Origin of the sequence: Halalkalibacter sp. APA_J-10(15) (assembly GCF_023017105.1) — a bacterium.
Taxonomy (GTDB): domain Bacteria; phylum Bacillota; class Bacilli; order Bacillales; family Bacillaceae_D; genus Halalkalibacter.
The window spans coordinates 18,951-34,846 of record NZ_JALKEV010000002.1; the positions used below are offsets into that span (position 1 = coordinate 18,951).

Genomic DNA, 15,896 nt, shown 5'->3' on the forward strand with positions numbered 1-15,896 from the left:
CTTTTGCTTAAACCTCTGTCACTCCATTACCTGCTTCGCAAATGTAAAATGATGGTTCTAACCCCGTTTTTGCATGATACGTTTTTGCCACTTGCTCTTTAAACGATTCAACTTGTTCAGCGGCTACAATACTAACAGAGCATCCACCAAAACCAGCACCTGTCATTCTCGTCCCAATACAACCTTCAACAACATGTTGTGAATCATAAAGGGCATCTAACGCTTCTCCTGTCACTTCATAATCATCCCGTAATGAAACATGAGATTCTAACATACGCTTTCCAAACCGATTCAAATCGCCTGACTCGAGCGCTGCCTTAGCATCTTCTGTACGAGCATTTTCTGTTACGACATGCTTCACCCGACGATAAAGCAAATCATTTTCTAAAAACGTCTCAATTGAAGCTAGGTCACCGACATGGGCATCACTTAACGTTTTCCATTCCGGTCGATGCTGTTGAATGATCGCAAGAGCCTCTTCACACTCTGCTCGTCGCTCATTGTATTTCGAATCAGCTAATCCTCTTCGTTTATTCGTATTCGTAATGACAATTTTATTTTCACCTAGCTCAAGAGGTACGTCATGTGCCTCCATCGTATTCGTATTTAAATAAATCGCGTGTTTTTCCTTACATAAACCAACCGCATATTGATCCATTATGCCACTGTTAACACCAATATAATGATTTTCCATCCTTTGACACAATTTAGCAAGCTCGACTCTTGATAACGAAACATGAAATAATTCGCTCAAGCCGTAAGCTGTTACCATACCGATAGACGCTGAAGATGATAATCCTGCTCCATTTGGAATTGTACCGTGATACACGACATCAATCCCTTTTAAGGAATCACTTAATTTCACTAATTCATTTATAATCCCTTTAGGGTAATTCCCCCAATCATCCTCATCCTTATAGGCAAGATCATCTAATGAGAATGTAATCTTTTGATCGAAGTTTGTACTTACTAATGTACACATTCGATCTGTGCGGGGACGAATCGTCATAAATGTCCCAATTGTTAATGCTGTCGGGAATACAAAACCTCCATTGTAATCCGTATGTTCACCGATTAAATTCACTCTTCCAGGAGCAAAGAATGTGCGTGCGTGCTGTGACTTATTTGAGAACTCATGAAAAAAGCGATCTTTTACTAATTGAATGTCCATCGTTTACCTCCATTAACCTATTTTCAAAGTTAATTAATTAAATTTATTAAGTATTATATCATAGGTTTGGTTAAGAAACAGCACTATTTCTTGAGAAAATTTGTTTTAATACGATCGTAACAGCTCCAATAACTGTTCCATTATCTCCTAAATGGGATAATACAATTTCAGTATTTCGAGCTTGCTCAGTTAATGCCTTCGTTTGAACGACTTTTTTTAATGGTTCAAGTATAAAATCACCCGCCTTCGAAACACCACCACCAATAATCACTTTTTCAGGATTCATAAAATGAATACTATTAATGATGCCGATACCTAAGTAAGTCCCTGTCTCTTCTAAAAGCTCAATCGCCAATTCATCTCCAGCCATTGCGCATTCATGAATCACTTTTCCACTTAAGTTATTTTTCATTAGAATCGACGTTCGTCCACTCTCGAGTGCTTCTAATGCTCGTTGCTGTAGCGCTTCACTACTTGCTATTGTTTGTAAGCAGCCGTCACTTCCGCATTGACACCTCTTCCCATACATATCAACAACAGTATGACCAATTTCCCCCGCAGTACCATGGTGTCCATAAAATAACTCGTTATTTAAAATAATCCCTGCACCTATCCCTGTTCCGACATTCATACATAGAACATGATCAATATCTTTCCCATTTCCGAACCAGGATTCTCCTAAAGCGAGTGCTCTTGCGTCATTTTCAACATAGGTCGTTATTTCAAAATGCCCCTCTAGCTCCTGTTTAATGGGGATATTCGCTAAATTGAAATTAGGAGCGTACAGAGCTATTCCGTTTGTATGGTCCACAATTCCATGCATACCTACACCTATTCCGATAATTTTCTCTTCCGGGCATGAGGAGTGTGATAGAACATCAGTAATTACTTCTTTTAGTACCTTAAGAAATGTTTGTTCATTCATTCCCTTTGGTAATGCATGTGTTACTTGATGCTCGATTGTGGCATCCAAATCAGTGAGTACAGCTCTAATTGAACGACCGCCTACATCTATTCCAATAATGTAAGAATGCTTTGCTTCTATTGTAAGAAGAATTGGTTTTCTCCCACCTTTTGACTTACCAATCGCGCTCTCCTTCACGATCCCTGACTCCAATAGTTCAGATACGATGTTCGTGACTGTTGGAGGAGTTAACTTTGTTTGTTTTGCAATATCTGCACGTGAGATTGGACCATATTCACGAATAATCGTTAAAATAACCGATCGATTCAAGGACTTCATTAATTGAAAGCTACCTGTTATATGCGTACGAGTCATATTCATCCCTCATTTCTATTCCTAACTAGTACTATGAAAAGTATATCGTCTCTTATAGAAAGTGACAATCGGTTATTCGATAGCTCTTCTGTACAAGCTCATAAAAAATATAGAAGATTCAACTGAACTTGAGTATCCATATATGTTAGAGTGGAGGTAATTCAGTGAAAAATTGAAACCAATGTCTTTTACTGGGCGTATATTCTACTAACAAAGAAAAGGAGTTGTTAAGATGACTGAAATATTATGGTTAAGCATTATTGGTATTATTCTGTCTATCCTATTAATTATAGGGATTGTTGTATTTATTATTTTTAAGCTGCGATATAAGACGGCAAGTACAAACCAAGCTCTCATCATTACAGGGCCAAACCTCGGAAATCCAGATGAGGATTCACGAATTTTCGTTGATGAAAATGGTAGAAGTATGAAGATTATTCGTGGTGGAGGTGTGAGACTTAAACTCTTTCAAACTTGTACACCGGTTGATTTAAATTCCTTTCAAATTAAATTAACAACACCGAAAGTCTATACCTCCCAAGGAGTGCCTGTCATTGCTGATGCGGTCACTTCTGTAAAAATTGCCGATTCCCTTATCGGAGTAGCCAATTACGCAGAGCAATTTCTCGGAAAGAAGCAAAAAGAAATTGAAGATGAGGTTTCGAAAGTATTAGGTACCAACCTTCGTGCGATATTATCAAAATTGAGTGTCACAGAAATTAATAATGATCGGGAATCATTTAATCATCAAGTTCAAGATATTGCTCAAGAAGAGCTCGACAATATGGGCTTTAAAATCACTTCATTTGGTTTAGATGATTTAAGAGATACAGATGAAGAAAATGGATACTTAGAAAACCTCGGACGCCCACGAATAGCTGAAATACGCAAAAAAGCGGAAATGGCAGAATCTGATGCTGAAAAGGAAACAAGAATTTACCGAGCGAAAAATGATCAAGAGGCACAAGATGAAGAAAACCGCCGTCAAACAGCTATTGCCGAATCTCGTAAAGAAAAAGATGTAAAGGAAGCACAAATTAAAGAAGAAACAGAGCGTGCCCGAGCAAAGTCAGAGCAATCCTACGAGTTAGAGAAAGCTAAGCTTGCTCAACAAGTGAAAGAAGAAGAAATGCAAATTCAATACATCGAACGACAGCGCCAAGTTCAATTGCAAGTTGAGGAACAAAAACGCCGTAAAGCTCTCGCTGATGCAGATGCTTATGATATTAAAGCAAAAGCAGAAGCAGAAGCAGAGAAAGCTAGAATTGATGGGGAAACAAAAGCGACCATTGAAAAACAAAAGGGGCTTGCAGAGGCTGAAGTTATTCGTGAGCGAGGTCGTGCGGAAGCAGAAGCTAAAGAACTTATGGCTCAAGCAATGGAGAAGTTTGGAGAAGCGGCAATTCTCGAAATGTTTATCCAAGTCCTTCCGAAATATGCACATGAAATTGCCAAACCTTTATCACAAATTGACGAAATGAAAGTATTTGATTTTGGTGGATCAGATTCAAATGGCGGAGCATCAAAAATTACTAATAATGTAACGAAAACAATGCTAGGTCTACAAGAAAGCTTAAAAGAAACGACTGGAATGGACCTTAAAGAAATGTTAGAAACTTACGTCTCAAGAGGTCGAAATCAGTTATTTGAAGAGATCAAAGAAACTGCTAGTACAACTGAACATTCTAATCTCGATCAAACTGCTGACTACGAGGAAAAGGAAATGTCCAATCTAGAAAAACAGCGAGAAGAAAACGTAGATTCCTAACATATAAATGGAGCGTTATGTTAGCTATTACAGGAATTTTAAGCAATTTTAAGCAACTTTAAGCAACTTCATGAAAATGAAGTACCGATACCACCTGTAATGAGCTTTACATAGCGCTCTTTTAAGTCCGATTTGATCGCATCTCCGCTATTGACTTCTAATGATTTCTAGTTTTAAATCAGGTGGTAATGGCTGCCCTAGATGAAATAAGTCAGCTGGATCACGACGATTACGTGCCGCTATCTCGCCTTCAACTGAAAGAAACACTTGATTTTGATAAACATCCCTACCCTTTTTTGCATGGACAAGAGCAACCCACTGACCTGGAACCGAAAAGATCACGTCAGCTTCATATAATCCTTCACCTATTGAATGGAACGTCCTCTCAATTTGATGAACAGTATCTGGTCGATCAAAAACGACCGAAACCTCAGCACCTTCAATTGGTTCATTTCGCTCATCAACAATATAAAGGTGAATCGTTGATATGTTACCTGTATAATAGACATCCTCACTAATCGTCGTTACATTCCAATGGTCAATAAGCTTTTCATTAGGAAAAAGAACGATCAGAAATATAGCAAACCCAATTAAACAAACGATCCCAGCTACGACCACTGGCCATTCAAAGGACGTTTTTGTCGCAATTCTCATCTCTAACCTCCTTGCTGTCATATTCATCATTTCCAGCAAGAAGAAAACTTAAACAAAAAGAATATAGAAATGCGCCTTTTAAAAACACTTTATACTTTTCCCTTTTTATTAATCTGCTTTTTTATCGGTATAAGAAATTAATTAAATCGTTATTTCTGACGGTATTCAATCGAAAATATATCATGTCTACGATCTTTCAATTGTCTCACACTACCGGCTCGGCGATTTCTTCTTAATATTTCTAAATCAACATCACCTACAACAACCGTTTCAATATTCGGCTGGCACTCCCCGACAATTCCGTCACGAGCAAATGCAAAATCAGATGGGCTAAAGATCCCTGATTGTGCATATTGAATATCCATATTTTCTACATCAGTTAAGTTGCCCACTGTCCCGGACAAAACGGTATATACTTGATTTTCAATCGCACGCGCTTGTGAACAGTACCGAACGCGTAAGTACCCTTGACGATCATCCGTACAAAATGGTGTGAAAATGATGTTTGCTCCTCGATCTACTGCAATACGCCCAAGTTCCGGAAACTCAATATCATAACAAATTTGTATCGCTATTTTTCCACAATCTGTATCAAAGACATTTACCTTGTCTCCACCTGAAATACCCCAAAAACGCTTTTCGTTCGGAGTAATGTGAAGCTTGTATTGCTTTTCAATCGTCCCATCTCTTCTAAACAGATATGAAATATTGAAGATTTTCCCTTCTTCTTCAACAAAGTGTGAACCACCAATAATATTTACATTGTATTTAACAGCTAAATTCGTAAACAAGTCTAAATAATCTTCAGTAAATTCAGTTAAGCGACGAATTGCCAAGCTCGGACTTTTTTCAGGTAGAAAGGACAATAGCTGTAATGTGAAAATTTCAGGAAATACAGCAAAATCAGACTGAAAGCTTGCCGCAACATCTGTATAGTACTCACATTGAATAGCGAAGTCTTCAAATGATGATATTTTTTTCATTTCATATTGAATCGTTGTAATTCGTACTGGAAAGGATGTCTTAAATTGACGTTTAAGCATCGTCGCACGATAATCAATATTATTCCATTCCATTAATGTCGCATAACGAAGGGATGCTTTATCGTCATGTAAATAATTTGGATTTACCCGCTTTAACGTAAAACCGTTCATCACCTGGAACGTCAAAACAGGGTCATAAATGTTATGCATCATCACTTCTTCCACATACTGTCTAGGCGTTAATTCTTTAGCGTACTTGTAATAATTCGGTATACGCCCCCCAATAATGATACTTTTTAAATTTAATTCTCTCGCCAAATCTTTTCGAGCCTCGTACAACCTCCTACCTATTTTCATTCGACGGTAATCAGGATGGACCATTACTTCAATACCATATAAATTATAGCCTTCAGGATCATGATTTGTAATGTATCCTTTGTCAGTAATCTCATTCCACGTGTGTTGGTCATCATACTCATCAAAGTTAATAATTAAGCTTGAGCATGAACCAATAATAATGCCATCATATTCAACACAAAATTGCCCTTCAGGAAAGTGCTCTAAATGGCTCTGCAAATGTTCTATTTTCCATGGCTCCATATTACGAAAGCACAATTTTTGCATTTCGATTATTTCTAAAAAATCACCTTCACGTATATTACGAAGAATCATTTTCTTTTCATATTTAGATACATCAATTTTGGACACGATGTCACTCCCTTATTACAACATTCATCAACTACCTATTTATTATAAGAAATATTCCTCATAATAACATACATATTGTACATTTACTTCTGCGATAAATTCTGATTTATAAAAAAAACCACCTTATAGGCGGTTTTATTACTCTTCCTTAACAGCGATATGCACTTTAATTGCTCCAATACTAGTAGTGAATGGAATTGTAACAAATGGTAATTTAGAATGAAATCTAGAATCTCCTTCATTGACTATCGGCGTTGTTACATCAATTGTACAGGCTTCCTTTGAAAGTTCGGTAGCAGTTGTCCCTGCTACCCAATTACCAAATTCTTGAACAGCACTCCAACCCATGTCATCAAGTTCTTGGATTTCCATACCACCCATCATCGTACCTACTATTTTCTTTGCTGTTTCTCCTGAAAACGTTACAATAATTTGACCTGTAAGTTCCCCTTTTATTCCTAGTATTACAGCCACATTGTTTGATGGAATTGATCCAGTACCTGCACTTGGTCTTTCTTGATTAATCTCTAAGCCAAAGTGATTTGTTAATATCTCTTTCGTCGCTCTACTTATTGCATTAACATGATTAACATTCACGTAACATTCCCCCAAAAGCACCACGACAACACACATGTCGAATAGTGACAGATAATTATTATGAAAGTTGTCGTTCCTTGTCGTTTTCACGAATAGCATACCATTGTTCACGTGCCATTTCTACTATTTTTTTCTCTTCGTGTTTATTTTTATGTTCAACAACCTTTGCTAAATATTTCAATGCATCTTCTGTATGTTCAACTCTTCTAGCAATTTCTCCAATCATGTATAACATCTTAATATCTGTCATCGTTGTACCATCGTAATCAGCTTCCAAATAAGACGCTTTGTACTTTTCTAACGCCTTCAACAAAAAACGCCTTTCTTCTTGTTCATCTTTTCTCATTCGACAAAGCCACCCTAATCTTAAACATAAACTTGCCATAACAATTGTTTTTTCCTTCTTTACCATCCCACTAATAACTGCCAATTTTGTAGCTTTAATAGCATCTACCACATGTCGTTCTTGTCCAAAATCTTGTACTGACCAACCTCTTAACTGTTCTTTAATGACATTTAGAGAATCACTATTAATGCTAGAAGAAAATGTATCCATAAAGGCAAATCCACAATTAGGACATACGATAGCCTCATATAGTAAAGGATGAATACTAGAGTCTTTATACTCAGTAAAAAAATCAGTATGAATGTTTTCTACTTTCAAAAAACGAGTGCGCACTCGTTTAGTCGAGTGTTTATGAGCACATATTTGACAAACACTCTCTTTATCATATAACGGTGTCAGCATTTCATTCAATTTTATCACCTAGTCTATTTGTCTTTCTTTTATTTTAGTTCAAAAGTACCTATTATACTAGAGGGAAATGGAATTTTTCTTATACCTAAATAATCTGTCCTTCGTAAACTCTCATCTTATGTATTCTAGCACCACATTCCAAGAAAAAATTATGCAATAAATTCTTCAGCAGTAATACTAGCAACTAAATCATAAAACGGCTTAAACTTTTTCTTATTTCGAAAATTAAATGTTTGATACATGTAATTTTTTATGTCGACAGCTCCCAAATTTCCCGCCATTAACGTCTGGATGATCTGGCTTAGGAACTCAATAAGCAAAATTAAACTATCCCTATCCATCTATACAAAGTCACTTACTGTATGACGTATGATTGACGAAGTTTGTCTAATAACTCTATATTTGACCAATAATGATTATTTTTGATTTTGTTGATCAATGTCGGAATAATTGGAATAAAAATACTCTAAATGACATTCGAATTATGATATTATAATAGTACGATCAATTACCGTTCATTTCTTGAATTCATGCCCCTTTAAAAAAACAGAAATTAAGAAAAGGCAAACTTGTTGAAAGGCAAGGACGCAAAGCCACAGGTCTACGGAACCAAACTATGACGGCTGGGCTACCGATAAAGATGGAGGAATCTTGATGTTTGTATTACCCCTGGAGAATATTAAGGAAATTGATCAAGAGTGGGAACAATTAATGAAAGAGGCAAAGGAAATAGGGTTATCCCCCGAAGAAGTTCGCTTATTTCTTAAACAAGGCAGCAAACATTCTCTAACCGTACAAATGATACAACAATCAAACTCATTAGCTTAACTCGCTAGAGACAAAGTCTCCTCCGGAGGCTTTGTCAAACTCACCGCTGTTTTACTTCCTCCATCCATTCATATTTTTTCACTATGAGCCTTTTCTACTTCAATACAAAAAAGCCCGAACGGAGGACGCCCTCCATCCGAACTATGAGGTCATTTAAAAAGTTTGGTTTCTAACTTTTCCTGTCCCCTTTAAGCAATGTGCAAAACCATTGTCTGTTTTGAATAGATTGATATGAGTGAAGCCATTGCTAGTCAATTCAAAGGTACTGAAAATGTTGATTTGTACTTTTAAAGTGGCCTCAACTATATTATTAAGGAATCGCTTGCTTTTGGTTTTGTAATAGATGTCTAAATACTCCTTTTTCTTCTTCTGCCAATTTAGCATACTCACCTGACTGTATGATATGGCCATGTTCTAGTACAATCACTTGATCCGCATCACGTATCGTTGATAAACGATGAGCAATAACAATAATCGTCATACTTCCTTGTAAATGACGTAATGCCTCTTGAATCTTCTTCTCATTCTCTGAATCTAAGGCACTTGTTGCTTCATCCAAAATGAGAATAGTAGGCTTTCTTAAAATCGCGCGAGCTAAGACTAAACGTTGCCTTTCCCCTCCTGATAGCTTCATCCCACGATCACCAATTATCGTATCTAATTGGTTTGGTAACATTTTGACGAAATCAGCTGCCATTGAAAACTCTAACGCTTCCCACATCTCTTGTTCAGTAGCATGTGGAGCTACTAGCATTAAATTCTCCCGGATCGTTTCATTAAACAAAAAAGGTTCTTGTGGTACATAACTAATCGATTGTCGTAAATCCATTAATCGTTTTTCCGTTAATGGTAATCCATCTACCAAAACCTGCCCCTTTTGTGGTTTATTTAAGCCCATAAACAGATCAATCAAGGTGCTTTTACCTGCTCCAGAACGACCAACGACAGCTGTCATTTTGTTAGCGGGTATTACTACAGAAATGTTATGAAGTGCGTATGTATTCGATTCACTTTCTCCTTCATCATTATATGAAAAATACACATTTTTACACTCAATATGATTATGAACATTAAGCCGAGTTCCTTTATCAAACTTGTGAAACTCCTTCAATTCTTCACACTCATGTTGAATGGCTTTCACGACTTCAAACGCAGGTACCGTATTAGCAATTTGCTCCAGAGATGCTTGAATATCTGTAACACGAGGCCACAGTCTAGAGAAAATCACAATAACAAGTAATAATTGTCCTCCTTGTGAATGAAACAAGTTAATCGAAAAAAAAATAAACACAGCCATTAAGCAGGCAGATGCGATTTTATAATACATTTGAGATGTAGCTTGTAATTTCGTATAGTTAACCTGCTCTTCTTTCATCTTCTTTGTAACCGAATCATACCAACTTAATCGATTTAGCTCTAGTGTGTTACTTTTAATATCTTTAATTCCATTTATTTGATCTGTTACACCAGCTAAATACGCCTTACTTAATTCATGATTACGACTTCCTAATCTCATTGAATTCGATAAAAACTTACGAGAAAAAAACAACAGTAGTAATCCACTTAAGAGTACAAACCCCGTAATAGTAGGTGATAACCAAAAAGCAATACTAATTTGAATCAGCGTAAAAATAAAAGACGAGACAAATTGTAAAAAGGTAAATGTTCCTGCTCCAACTTTCGTAATTTCATTTGTAAGTATATTTATTAAATCAGATTTTCTTTTTTTTACAAAAAATGCCCATTTCGCTTGAAGAATTAAACGATACGTTTCAAATCGTAAATATCGATAAAAACCGTTTGTGATTTCAGTATTCTTAACCGTTATGTAACGTTGTAAAACATTTTGAGCTATGACAATCATAACAAAAAGAAGTAAAATGATTGGAAGTCCGATCGATGACGGTATTTGTTCAAATGGTTCAAATAAAAAAGCAATTCTTGCAATCTCGCCTTGTAAAGGTAAAATTCCACTCATACTAATCATTGGAATTAATAATAGAATGCCAATACCCTCTAATAGGCTTATACATGACATCGCCATTAAGTTGACATAGAGCCCTTTACCACTATAAGAATGGATCTGTTTCACAAAATATATGATGGAGTTCATTTTTTCCCCCTTAAATACTCGCTACTCTTCGTGTTTTCCTCCATACCCATAGAAATGGACGCAATAGAAAATATAAATAATGTAATTTCCTTGGAAGCTTTAACGTTCGAGCATCTTCTGGGTAAGGGTATAGATAACCCATCATTACGACACACTTTTTCTTAAACGACATTAAGGAAAATAAGTAACGACGATTGTATACAGAGATATCGCGTGGTAGCGGTTCACTATGGGGATCAACTAAATCCTCTAAATAGTAGAGAGCTGTCCTTGAAAGTCTTTCTGCTTTTCTATTCATCAAATGAGTGAGCTTCTCAGGAATCTTTGTACGAAACATTTCAGAAGTTAAAAATAGTGCCTGACCTGCAACTGCAGGATGATAGTATTGCTTAATATGAGCACACACTAACTCCCAATTAAGATCCATATGTAACATGTGATGAATATCTAACAACCAGCGTAGCCGAAACCAGCCATGTCTTGCACCATGTATAATAAGAAACACAAATAAATCTTCATACCCTAAACAATATACATGCCCATTTAACTGGCTATGTAGCCTTTTATTTGCCCAAAGTGTATTGAAGCTTATTTCCGTTCCAGGACCGGGATGTAACCTCCAATGAACTTCAAATTTCATACCACTTTCCTCATGCTTGTATACAGTGTGGTGCTGTCGCCATTTCCAATCATTTAAAATGGTCGGCAGTGGTTCCTCCCTAATAAATCCCTCCTCTTTAAGAAGCTGATCCATTTTAGATAATTCATTAATTGGTACTAATGCATCTAGATCTGAAGATGTCCTAAGAGATAGATCACCATATAATTCGGCTAGTATAGGGCCTTTTAAAAAAAGAACATGTAACTTTTGCTCAAAAAATCGAACACTCAATCTTTCCATTTCTGATGTGAAGTACAACATTTTAAACGTATTCGCTTGATACCTTTCTTCTAAAGCTGCCATAATTGTTTTCGGAAAATCGACATTACTACGCTTAATAATAGGATATAGCACGGGGTATAAACGATGATGAATCGCATAGTTCAAAAACCGATCCCAATTCCATTGTTTTTTTTTCGTATGTACCATATCAATATCCATTTGATTCCTCACACATTTCAACAAATACCTACATTCTAACGATAATTTTTCTTCTAACCGATACTCGCTTCTCATACTCCTCTCCTACTCTCTTTTGCTATTATTTGCTTAGAAAAGGTTTGAACAACTGTATATCTCTCCATTTCATCAGCTCCAGATACATAGTAAGAGCCACTACGAAGCCATGCATGTGCAGCCATTTGCCCTTGTTTTTCTTTCATAACTCCTAAATACAGAGTACTCGAAACACGACGCCGCTCTAACATTTTCATCGCTGCTATCGCTTGAACGAGACATTTACTTTCCCAAAATGTATAACGACTCATCACTTCAATAGCTAATGCGATATCATCAACTAATTGATTCGTCTCTTTAGAGTGACAAAAGGCAGACTCAGCATGTTGTTCTCCTAACCATTTAGAAACCGTCGCAAAGGGAAAGAGCTTTAAGGTACGTGCAATAGCTAAGAAGGTAAAAGCTTCAATGAATAGCAGCTTCCTATGAAAGTCCAGTTTCATAAAGGTGTTTAATGCCTGGAACAATTTACTCTCCCCTTTCTTTCTTACACCCCTTTAGAATGAAGGACAATTAAATCTTCTTTCAATAGTTTTTCAATAAACTGAATGACGTGCCTTTCACATAGTTCTTCTGTTACGTCATATTGTTCATGTAGCTTCATGACGACCTGTCCAATAGTCGTTGGTGATTCAATTAATTCCCATATATCTCCACCAACTGATCCTAAATTATAATACTTCCCCTTAGCTATATTTAACATCACCTTTTCACCATCCATATCACTTACGACGTTTCCTTTTGCTTGCACAACCTGATCTTCATTAGACAAAACGCTTTTCGCTTTCATAGCAATCCTCCTTCACTATCATACGTTCCATTTCTTTCATTATTATAGGTGCAGTGAACTCATTTTCTGGTCTCTCTATTCGAAATACACGAGCATTCCTTAGAAGTCTACTTATCATCGTAAAATGCCACTCTAATAACCCTAATGGTTCAAGTAAATATTGACGGTACGTATGTTCCCCTAATAGACGAAAGCGGTCTAAGCTTTCTACTTCAGAAAGCCTCACTTTACCATTCTTTTTCAGTGTTAATTCAAATACACCTGCAAGGCTTTGTGGTTCTGTATGGAAATATTCATGTACAGGGACAGCATATTTTGTCTCTTTTGCAAAAATAGAAGAATAACGGTCTGATTTCTCACCAAAATAATCAAGGCTTTTCTGCCAAAGCTTCTGTTGTGGGTATGCTGGTGATACAATTGGGACATTGTCTTCATCCAAAGAAACAGCTATGACATCATCACTTAATAACCGGTAGCCTTGTTTAATGAGTGCCGATGCCAAAGTCGACTTCCCAGCTCCCGAATCACCCACAATTGCGTAAACCTGACCATTTATCAAAATAGCACTACCATGTAGTGGGAGGATATTTCTTTGCATCAAGATAATTCCCATACATGTCCCCAAAAGAAACAAACGCACTTTACGTTCATCAGCCATAACTTCTGGAGACACGACAATTGTATGCCCTCCTTTAACTAAATACGTGGCTGTATGATCAATCTTAAACATAACAATTCCTTTTGTAATGACGAGATTACATTCCTTTTCATGTCTCTCCCACTCATTTGTTAAATCACTGACTTTAATTGTTACATCAGCTTTTTTGGCCTCCTCGGCATGAATAAGCTCAGGCAACGGCCACTCACTTTCTATTTGTAAACCAAATGCAAATGCATAGTAATTCTCTTTTGGTTGATTGTACATAATACCTCCTATAATTTGATGGTGGAGGTCAACGAGTTGCTGACCTCCATTAAGTATAAAATTATGAGCAGTCCTCTACACCATCATTTTTCTTACCTGGTCTTTTCCCTTTTCCACTCATTGTCATTGCTACTTCTAGCACTTCCAATGTAGGCTCTTGCCATACCTTTTTCATATTCTCACCTCCTTTCAAGTCGTTTTACATATAAATCGATAAACAATATATGCTTTCATTAGTAAGTCGTATTCATCTGTAATTATGTTATTGTCATTATTTTCAAGCTTTTTAATCGCTTCTTTTAAAGCAGGAATATGAAAGACAGATTGTGAAATAGAATCATTGACCATTGCTTTTAAATCAGCTATAAATGCTTGCCAATGCCGTCTTAAACGAAAAACGCTATCATTCCCTTGAACACCTCTAATCGTTTGATTTAAACGGATTGATTCAGGTAAATATCCTTTTGTTGCTCTTCTTACTAATGCTCTGTCTACCCCCTTCTGAATAAACTGATCATATGGAAGAGAGAGACAAAAGCGAACAACTCTTAAATCATTCGTAGGATCACGATCTGCTATCTGATACCGTAGCGATACTTTAGCTGAAAATGTGTTCGTTCGATTCCAGAATGAAAGCTGATCAAAATGAAATTGTCGAAGCTGCTCTGCTGTACGGTTTCTATTAAATTGCTTTTGGAAATGCGTTAGCTTTTCAAACACATTTGTCTCTTTGGCCAACTGTGGATGAACAAGATTTTCATCTATTAATGACGTGGTTCGCCCTCTAGATTGCCATTTGTGCTTTAATTCTCCTAAAGTTGCTAGACGCCGAATACCTACCCTTCGACTATATTGGTGAATTTCCCTCATCATCAAGAGCCATTTTAAGTTTTTGAAAAGAGCCATTTGATATTCTAATGCATCCCCAAATGAAATCGTCCAATTCCCACGTAATCCATTTAACATGACATTAACATTTTGCGAGCTTGCTATTTTATAAATACCGTGTAACCAATGGGCATTTAAATGATATTTATAAGGCATTTCTAGTGTCTCTAAGCAGTCATCTAATTCAGTGTACGAATTCATCCATTCATCTCTTAAAAAATTCGGCTTCATATTCCCAGAAAACCGAACAATGTCATAAACCATTTTCGTTTCATCAGCTACTAGACTCTCAGGAAGGTCAGGTTGGTAGTTAGGAGCAGGTGCATAACTATAAGTATGTAGCAGTTGATTTTTATTTTTTAAGTTTTTAGCAGCAAAGCTGGCAACCGCACTTGAATCTAACCCCCCACTTAAATGCGCACCTACTTGTTTGGTTGTTCTAAGGCGTGACTTAATCGCTTGATCAAAAACATCTTGAAACGCTTCTATATATTCTTCATTTGATTGTAGCTTCAACTTTCCCTCGTTTGGTAATACAGAAAAACGTGTAAATGAAACGCCTGCTTCATTAACAGTAATCGTATGCGATGGTGGTACTTGCATAATTCCGTTATAAACCGTTTCATGTAGATCAGTTGAATCCAGTGTCGTAGATAGTGCAAGGAATTCTGCTAGCCACTTATCATTTAAGCGTTTCTTAGTAGATTGTTGTGTAATGAGAGGCTTCAATGCTGAACAAAAGGTAATTTTGTTTCCTTCACGGTAATAATAAAGCGTTCGTGCCCCGGAAAAATCCCTTGCACCAAACAACTCGTTTTTTCGACCATCCCATATAAGGAAAGCAAAATCACCAACAATCTGTGATACAACCTTTTCTCCCCATTTCTCATAAGCCAATAGGATTAAAATAGAATCGCTTAGATGATCTCGATCTTTATTGGCAATGGCTAACTTATCACACAATTCATCACGATTATCAACGATCGCATCTGCCGTAATCGCTAATTGACGATCAGTATCAAAGTAAGGTATTACGTTGTCAACTGATTCTTGAGTGATCCATTGATTGTGACAGCTAAGAAAAATTCCTTGTTTTGACCAAACATGAACGGTATCGGCACGATAGGGTATTTTATGAAGCAACTGATGCTGTTCCTCATCACTTATAGGATCTTGATAACAATCAAATATAGCTGCAATAGCACTCATATTACCCCCTTACCTTTCACCCTTCTGTTCTAAATAAAGAACGAATTTC

At 36.7% G+C, this 15,896-nt stretch carries 15 protein-coding genes, 1 pseudogene and 1 riboswitch; of the genes and pseudogenes, 2 read left to right on the forward strand and 14 right to left on the reverse strand.

What is annotated here, in order from left to right; translation table 11 throughout:
* Positions 1-7: 7 nt before the first annotated feature.
* Both MW695_RS02925 and MW695_RS02930 read right to left on the reverse strand, forming a co-directional pair.
* Entirely contained in the window at positions 8-1,171 is a 1,164-nt protein-coding gene (locus MW695_RS02925) for a galactokinase (RefSeq protein WP_247103173.1), read from the reverse strand.
* Positions 1,172-1,241: 70 nt separating this feature from the next.
* Positions 1,242-2,450, reverse strand: coding sequence for an ROK family transcriptional regulator (locus tag MW695_RS02930; RefSeq protein WP_247103176.1), 1,209 nt, complete (start codon positions 2,448-2,450; stop codon positions 1,242-1,244).
* Positions 2,451-2,682: 232 nt separating this feature from the next.
* On the opposite strand from MW695_RS02930, the gene MW695_RS02935 reads away from it, so the two are divergent.
* Positions 2,683-4,218 (forward strand): flotillin family protein, encoded by a 1,536-nt coding sequence (locus MW695_RS02935; RefSeq protein ID WP_247103194.1) that lies wholly within the window; start codon positions 2,683-2,685, stop codon positions 4,216-4,218.
* A gap of 147 nt (positions 4,219-4,365) precedes the next feature.
* On the opposite strand, the gene MW695_RS02940 is transcribed toward MW695_RS02935, so the two are convergent.
* The 5 genes and pseudogenes from MW695_RS02940 to MW695_RS23130 form a co-directional block, all read right to left on the reverse strand.
* Positions 4,366-4,872, reverse strand: a complete 507-nt coding sequence (locus tag MW695_RS02940; protein ID WP_247103196.1) for a FixH family protein — start codon at positions 4,870-4,872, stop codon at positions 4,366-4,368.
* A gap of 149 nt (positions 4,873-5,021) precedes the next feature.
* Positions 5,022-6,527: a carbon-nitrogen hydrolase family protein gene (locus MW695_RS02945; protein WP_252120640.1), complete on the reverse strand. Its 1,506-nt coding sequence runs from the start codon at positions 6,525-6,527 to the stop codon at positions 5,022-5,024.
* Between the two features lie 174 nt (positions 6,528-6,701).
* Positions 6,702-7,160: a chemotaxis protein CheX gene (locus MW695_RS02950; RefSeq protein WP_247103201.1), complete on the reverse strand. Its 459-nt coding sequence runs from the start codon at positions 7,158-7,160 to the stop codon at positions 6,702-6,704.
* A 58-nt stretch (positions 7,161-7,218) separates the two neighbouring features.
* Positions 7,219-7,908 carry a DUF2225 domain-containing protein gene (locus MW695_RS02955; RefSeq protein ID WP_247103704.1) on the reverse strand — a complete coding sequence of 230 codons (690 nt, stop codon included), beginning with the start codon at positions 7,906-7,908 and terminating at the stop codon, positions 7,219-7,221.
* Positions 7,909-8,075: 167 nt separating this feature from the next.
* Positions 8,076-8,168, reverse strand: a pseudogene (locus MW695_RS23130) (manganese catalase family protein); the annotation flags it as partial.
* 301 nt (positions 8,169-8,469) lie between these two features.
* A riboswitch (cyclic di-GMP riboswitch) is annotated at positions 8,470-8,553 on the forward strand.
* 18 nt (positions 8,554-8,571) lie between these two features.
* On the opposite strand from MW695_RS23130, the gene MW695_RS02965 reads away from it, so the two are divergent.
* Positions 8,572-8,745, forward strand: a complete 174-nt coding sequence (locus MW695_RS02965; protein WP_247103203.1) for an anti-repressor SinI family protein — start codon at positions 8,572-8,574, stop codon at positions 8,743-8,745.
* Between the two features lie 310 nt (positions 8,746-9,055).
* Here the strand turns inward: MW695_RS02965 and MW695_RS02970 are convergent, their stop codons facing one another.
* From MW695_RS02970 to MW695_RS03000, 7 genes are all read right to left on the reverse strand, one after another.
* Positions 9,056-10,858 carry an ABC transporter ATP-binding protein gene (locus MW695_RS02970; RefSeq protein WP_247103209.1) on the reverse strand — a complete coding sequence of 601 codons (1,803 nt, stop codon included), beginning with the start codon at positions 10,856-10,858 and terminating at the stop codon, positions 9,056-9,058.
* A 10-nt stretch (positions 10,859-10,868) separates the two neighbouring features.
* Positions 10,869-12,035 carry a nucleotidyltransferase domain-containing protein gene (locus MW695_RS02975; RefSeq protein WP_247103212.1) on the reverse strand — a complete coding sequence of 389 codons (1,167 nt, stop codon included), beginning with the start codon at positions 12,033-12,035 and terminating at the stop codon, positions 10,869-10,871.
* On the reverse strand, positions 12,032-12,502 hold the full coding sequence (locus MW695_RS02980) for a lasso peptide biosynthesis B2 protein (protein ID WP_483299840.1): 471 nt from the start codon (positions 12,500-12,502) through the stop codon (positions 12,032-12,034). The genes MW695_RS02975 and MW695_RS02980 overlap by 4 nt, the downstream gene beginning before the upstream one ends.
* Positions 12,503-12,522: 20 nt before the next feature.
* Positions 12,523-12,825 carry a lasso peptide biosynthesis PqqD family chaperone gene (locus MW695_RS02985; protein WP_252120636.1) on the reverse strand — a complete coding sequence of 101 codons (303 nt, stop codon included), beginning with the start codon at positions 12,823-12,825 and terminating at the stop codon, positions 12,523-12,525.
* Entirely contained in the window at positions 12,800-13,750 is a 951-nt protein-coding gene (locus MW695_RS02990) for an HPr kinase/phosphorylase (protein WP_247103216.1), read from the reverse strand. Before MW695_RS02990 ends, MW695_RS02985 begins: the two co-directional genes overlap by 26 nt.
* 61 nt (positions 13,751-13,811) lie before the next feature.
* The gene (locus MW695_RS02995; RefSeq protein ID WP_247103220.1) at positions 13,812-13,925 is read right to left on the reverse strand and encodes a paeninodin family lasso peptide; all 114 of its coding nucleotides are present in this window, start codon (positions 13,923-13,925) and stop codon (positions 13,812-13,814) included.
* A 14-nt stretch (positions 13,926-13,939) separates the two neighbouring features.
* Positions 13,940-15,847, reverse strand: coding sequence for an asparagine synthase-related protein (locus tag MW695_RS03000; protein ID WP_247103221.1), 1,908 nt, complete (start codon positions 15,845-15,847; stop codon positions 13,940-13,942).
* Between the last annotated feature and the right edge of the window lie 49 nt (positions 15,848-15,896).

Excerpts from the sequence above, each read along its gene's own strand:
- MW695_RS02985 (WP_252120636.1), bottom strand. The coding sequence starts at position 12,825 with ATGAAAGCGAAAAGCGTTTTGTCTAATGAAGATCAGGTTGTGCAAGCA.
- MW695_RS02965 (WP_247103203.1), top strand. The coding sequence starts at position 8,572 with ATGTTTGTATTACCCCTGGAGAATATTAAGGAAATTGATCAAGAGTGG.
- MW695_RS02995 (WP_247103220.1), bottom strand. The coding sequence starts at position 13,925 with ATGAAAAAGGTATGGCAAGAGCCTACATTGGAAGTGCTAGAAGTAGCA.
- MW695_RS02940 (WP_247103196.1), bottom strand. The coding sequence starts at position 4,872 with ATGAGAATTGCGACAAAAACGTCCTTTGAATGGCCAGTGGTCGTAGCT.
- MW695_RS02970 (WP_247103209.1), bottom strand. The coding sequence starts at position 10,858 with ATGAACTCCATCATATATTTTGTGAAACAGATCCATTCTTATAGTGGT.
- MW695_RS02935 (WP_247103194.1), top strand. The coding sequence starts at position 2,683 with ATGACTGAAATATTATGGTTAAGCATTATTGGTATTATTCTGTCTATC.
- MW695_RS02925 (WP_247103173.1), bottom strand. The coding sequence starts at position 1,171 with ATGGACATTCAATTAGTAAAAGATCGCTTTTTTCATGAGTTCTCAAAT.
- MW695_RS03000 (WP_247103221.1), bottom strand. The coding sequence starts at position 15,847 with ATGAGTGCTATTGCAGCTATATTTGATTGTTATCAAGATCCTATAAGT.
- MW695_RS02930 (WP_247103176.1), bottom strand. The coding sequence starts at position 2,450 with ATGACTCGTACGCATATAACAGGTAGCTTTCAATTAATGAAGTCCTTG.
- MW695_RS02945 (WP_252120640.1), bottom strand. The coding sequence starts at position 6,527 with ATGATTCTTCGTAATATACGTGAAGGTGATTTTTTAGAAATAATCGAA.
- MW695_RS02955 (WP_247103704.1), bottom strand. The coding sequence starts at position 7,908 with ATGCTGACACCGTTATATGATAAAGAGAGTGTTTGTCAAATATGTGCT.
- MW695_RS02990 (WP_247103216.1), bottom strand. The coding sequence starts at position 13,750 with ATGTACAATCAACCAAAAGAGAATTACTATGCATTTGCATTTGGTTTA.
- MW695_RS02975 (WP_247103212.1), bottom strand. The coding sequence starts at position 12,035 with ATGAGAAGCGAGTATCGGTTAGAAGAAAAATTATCGTTAGAATGTAGG.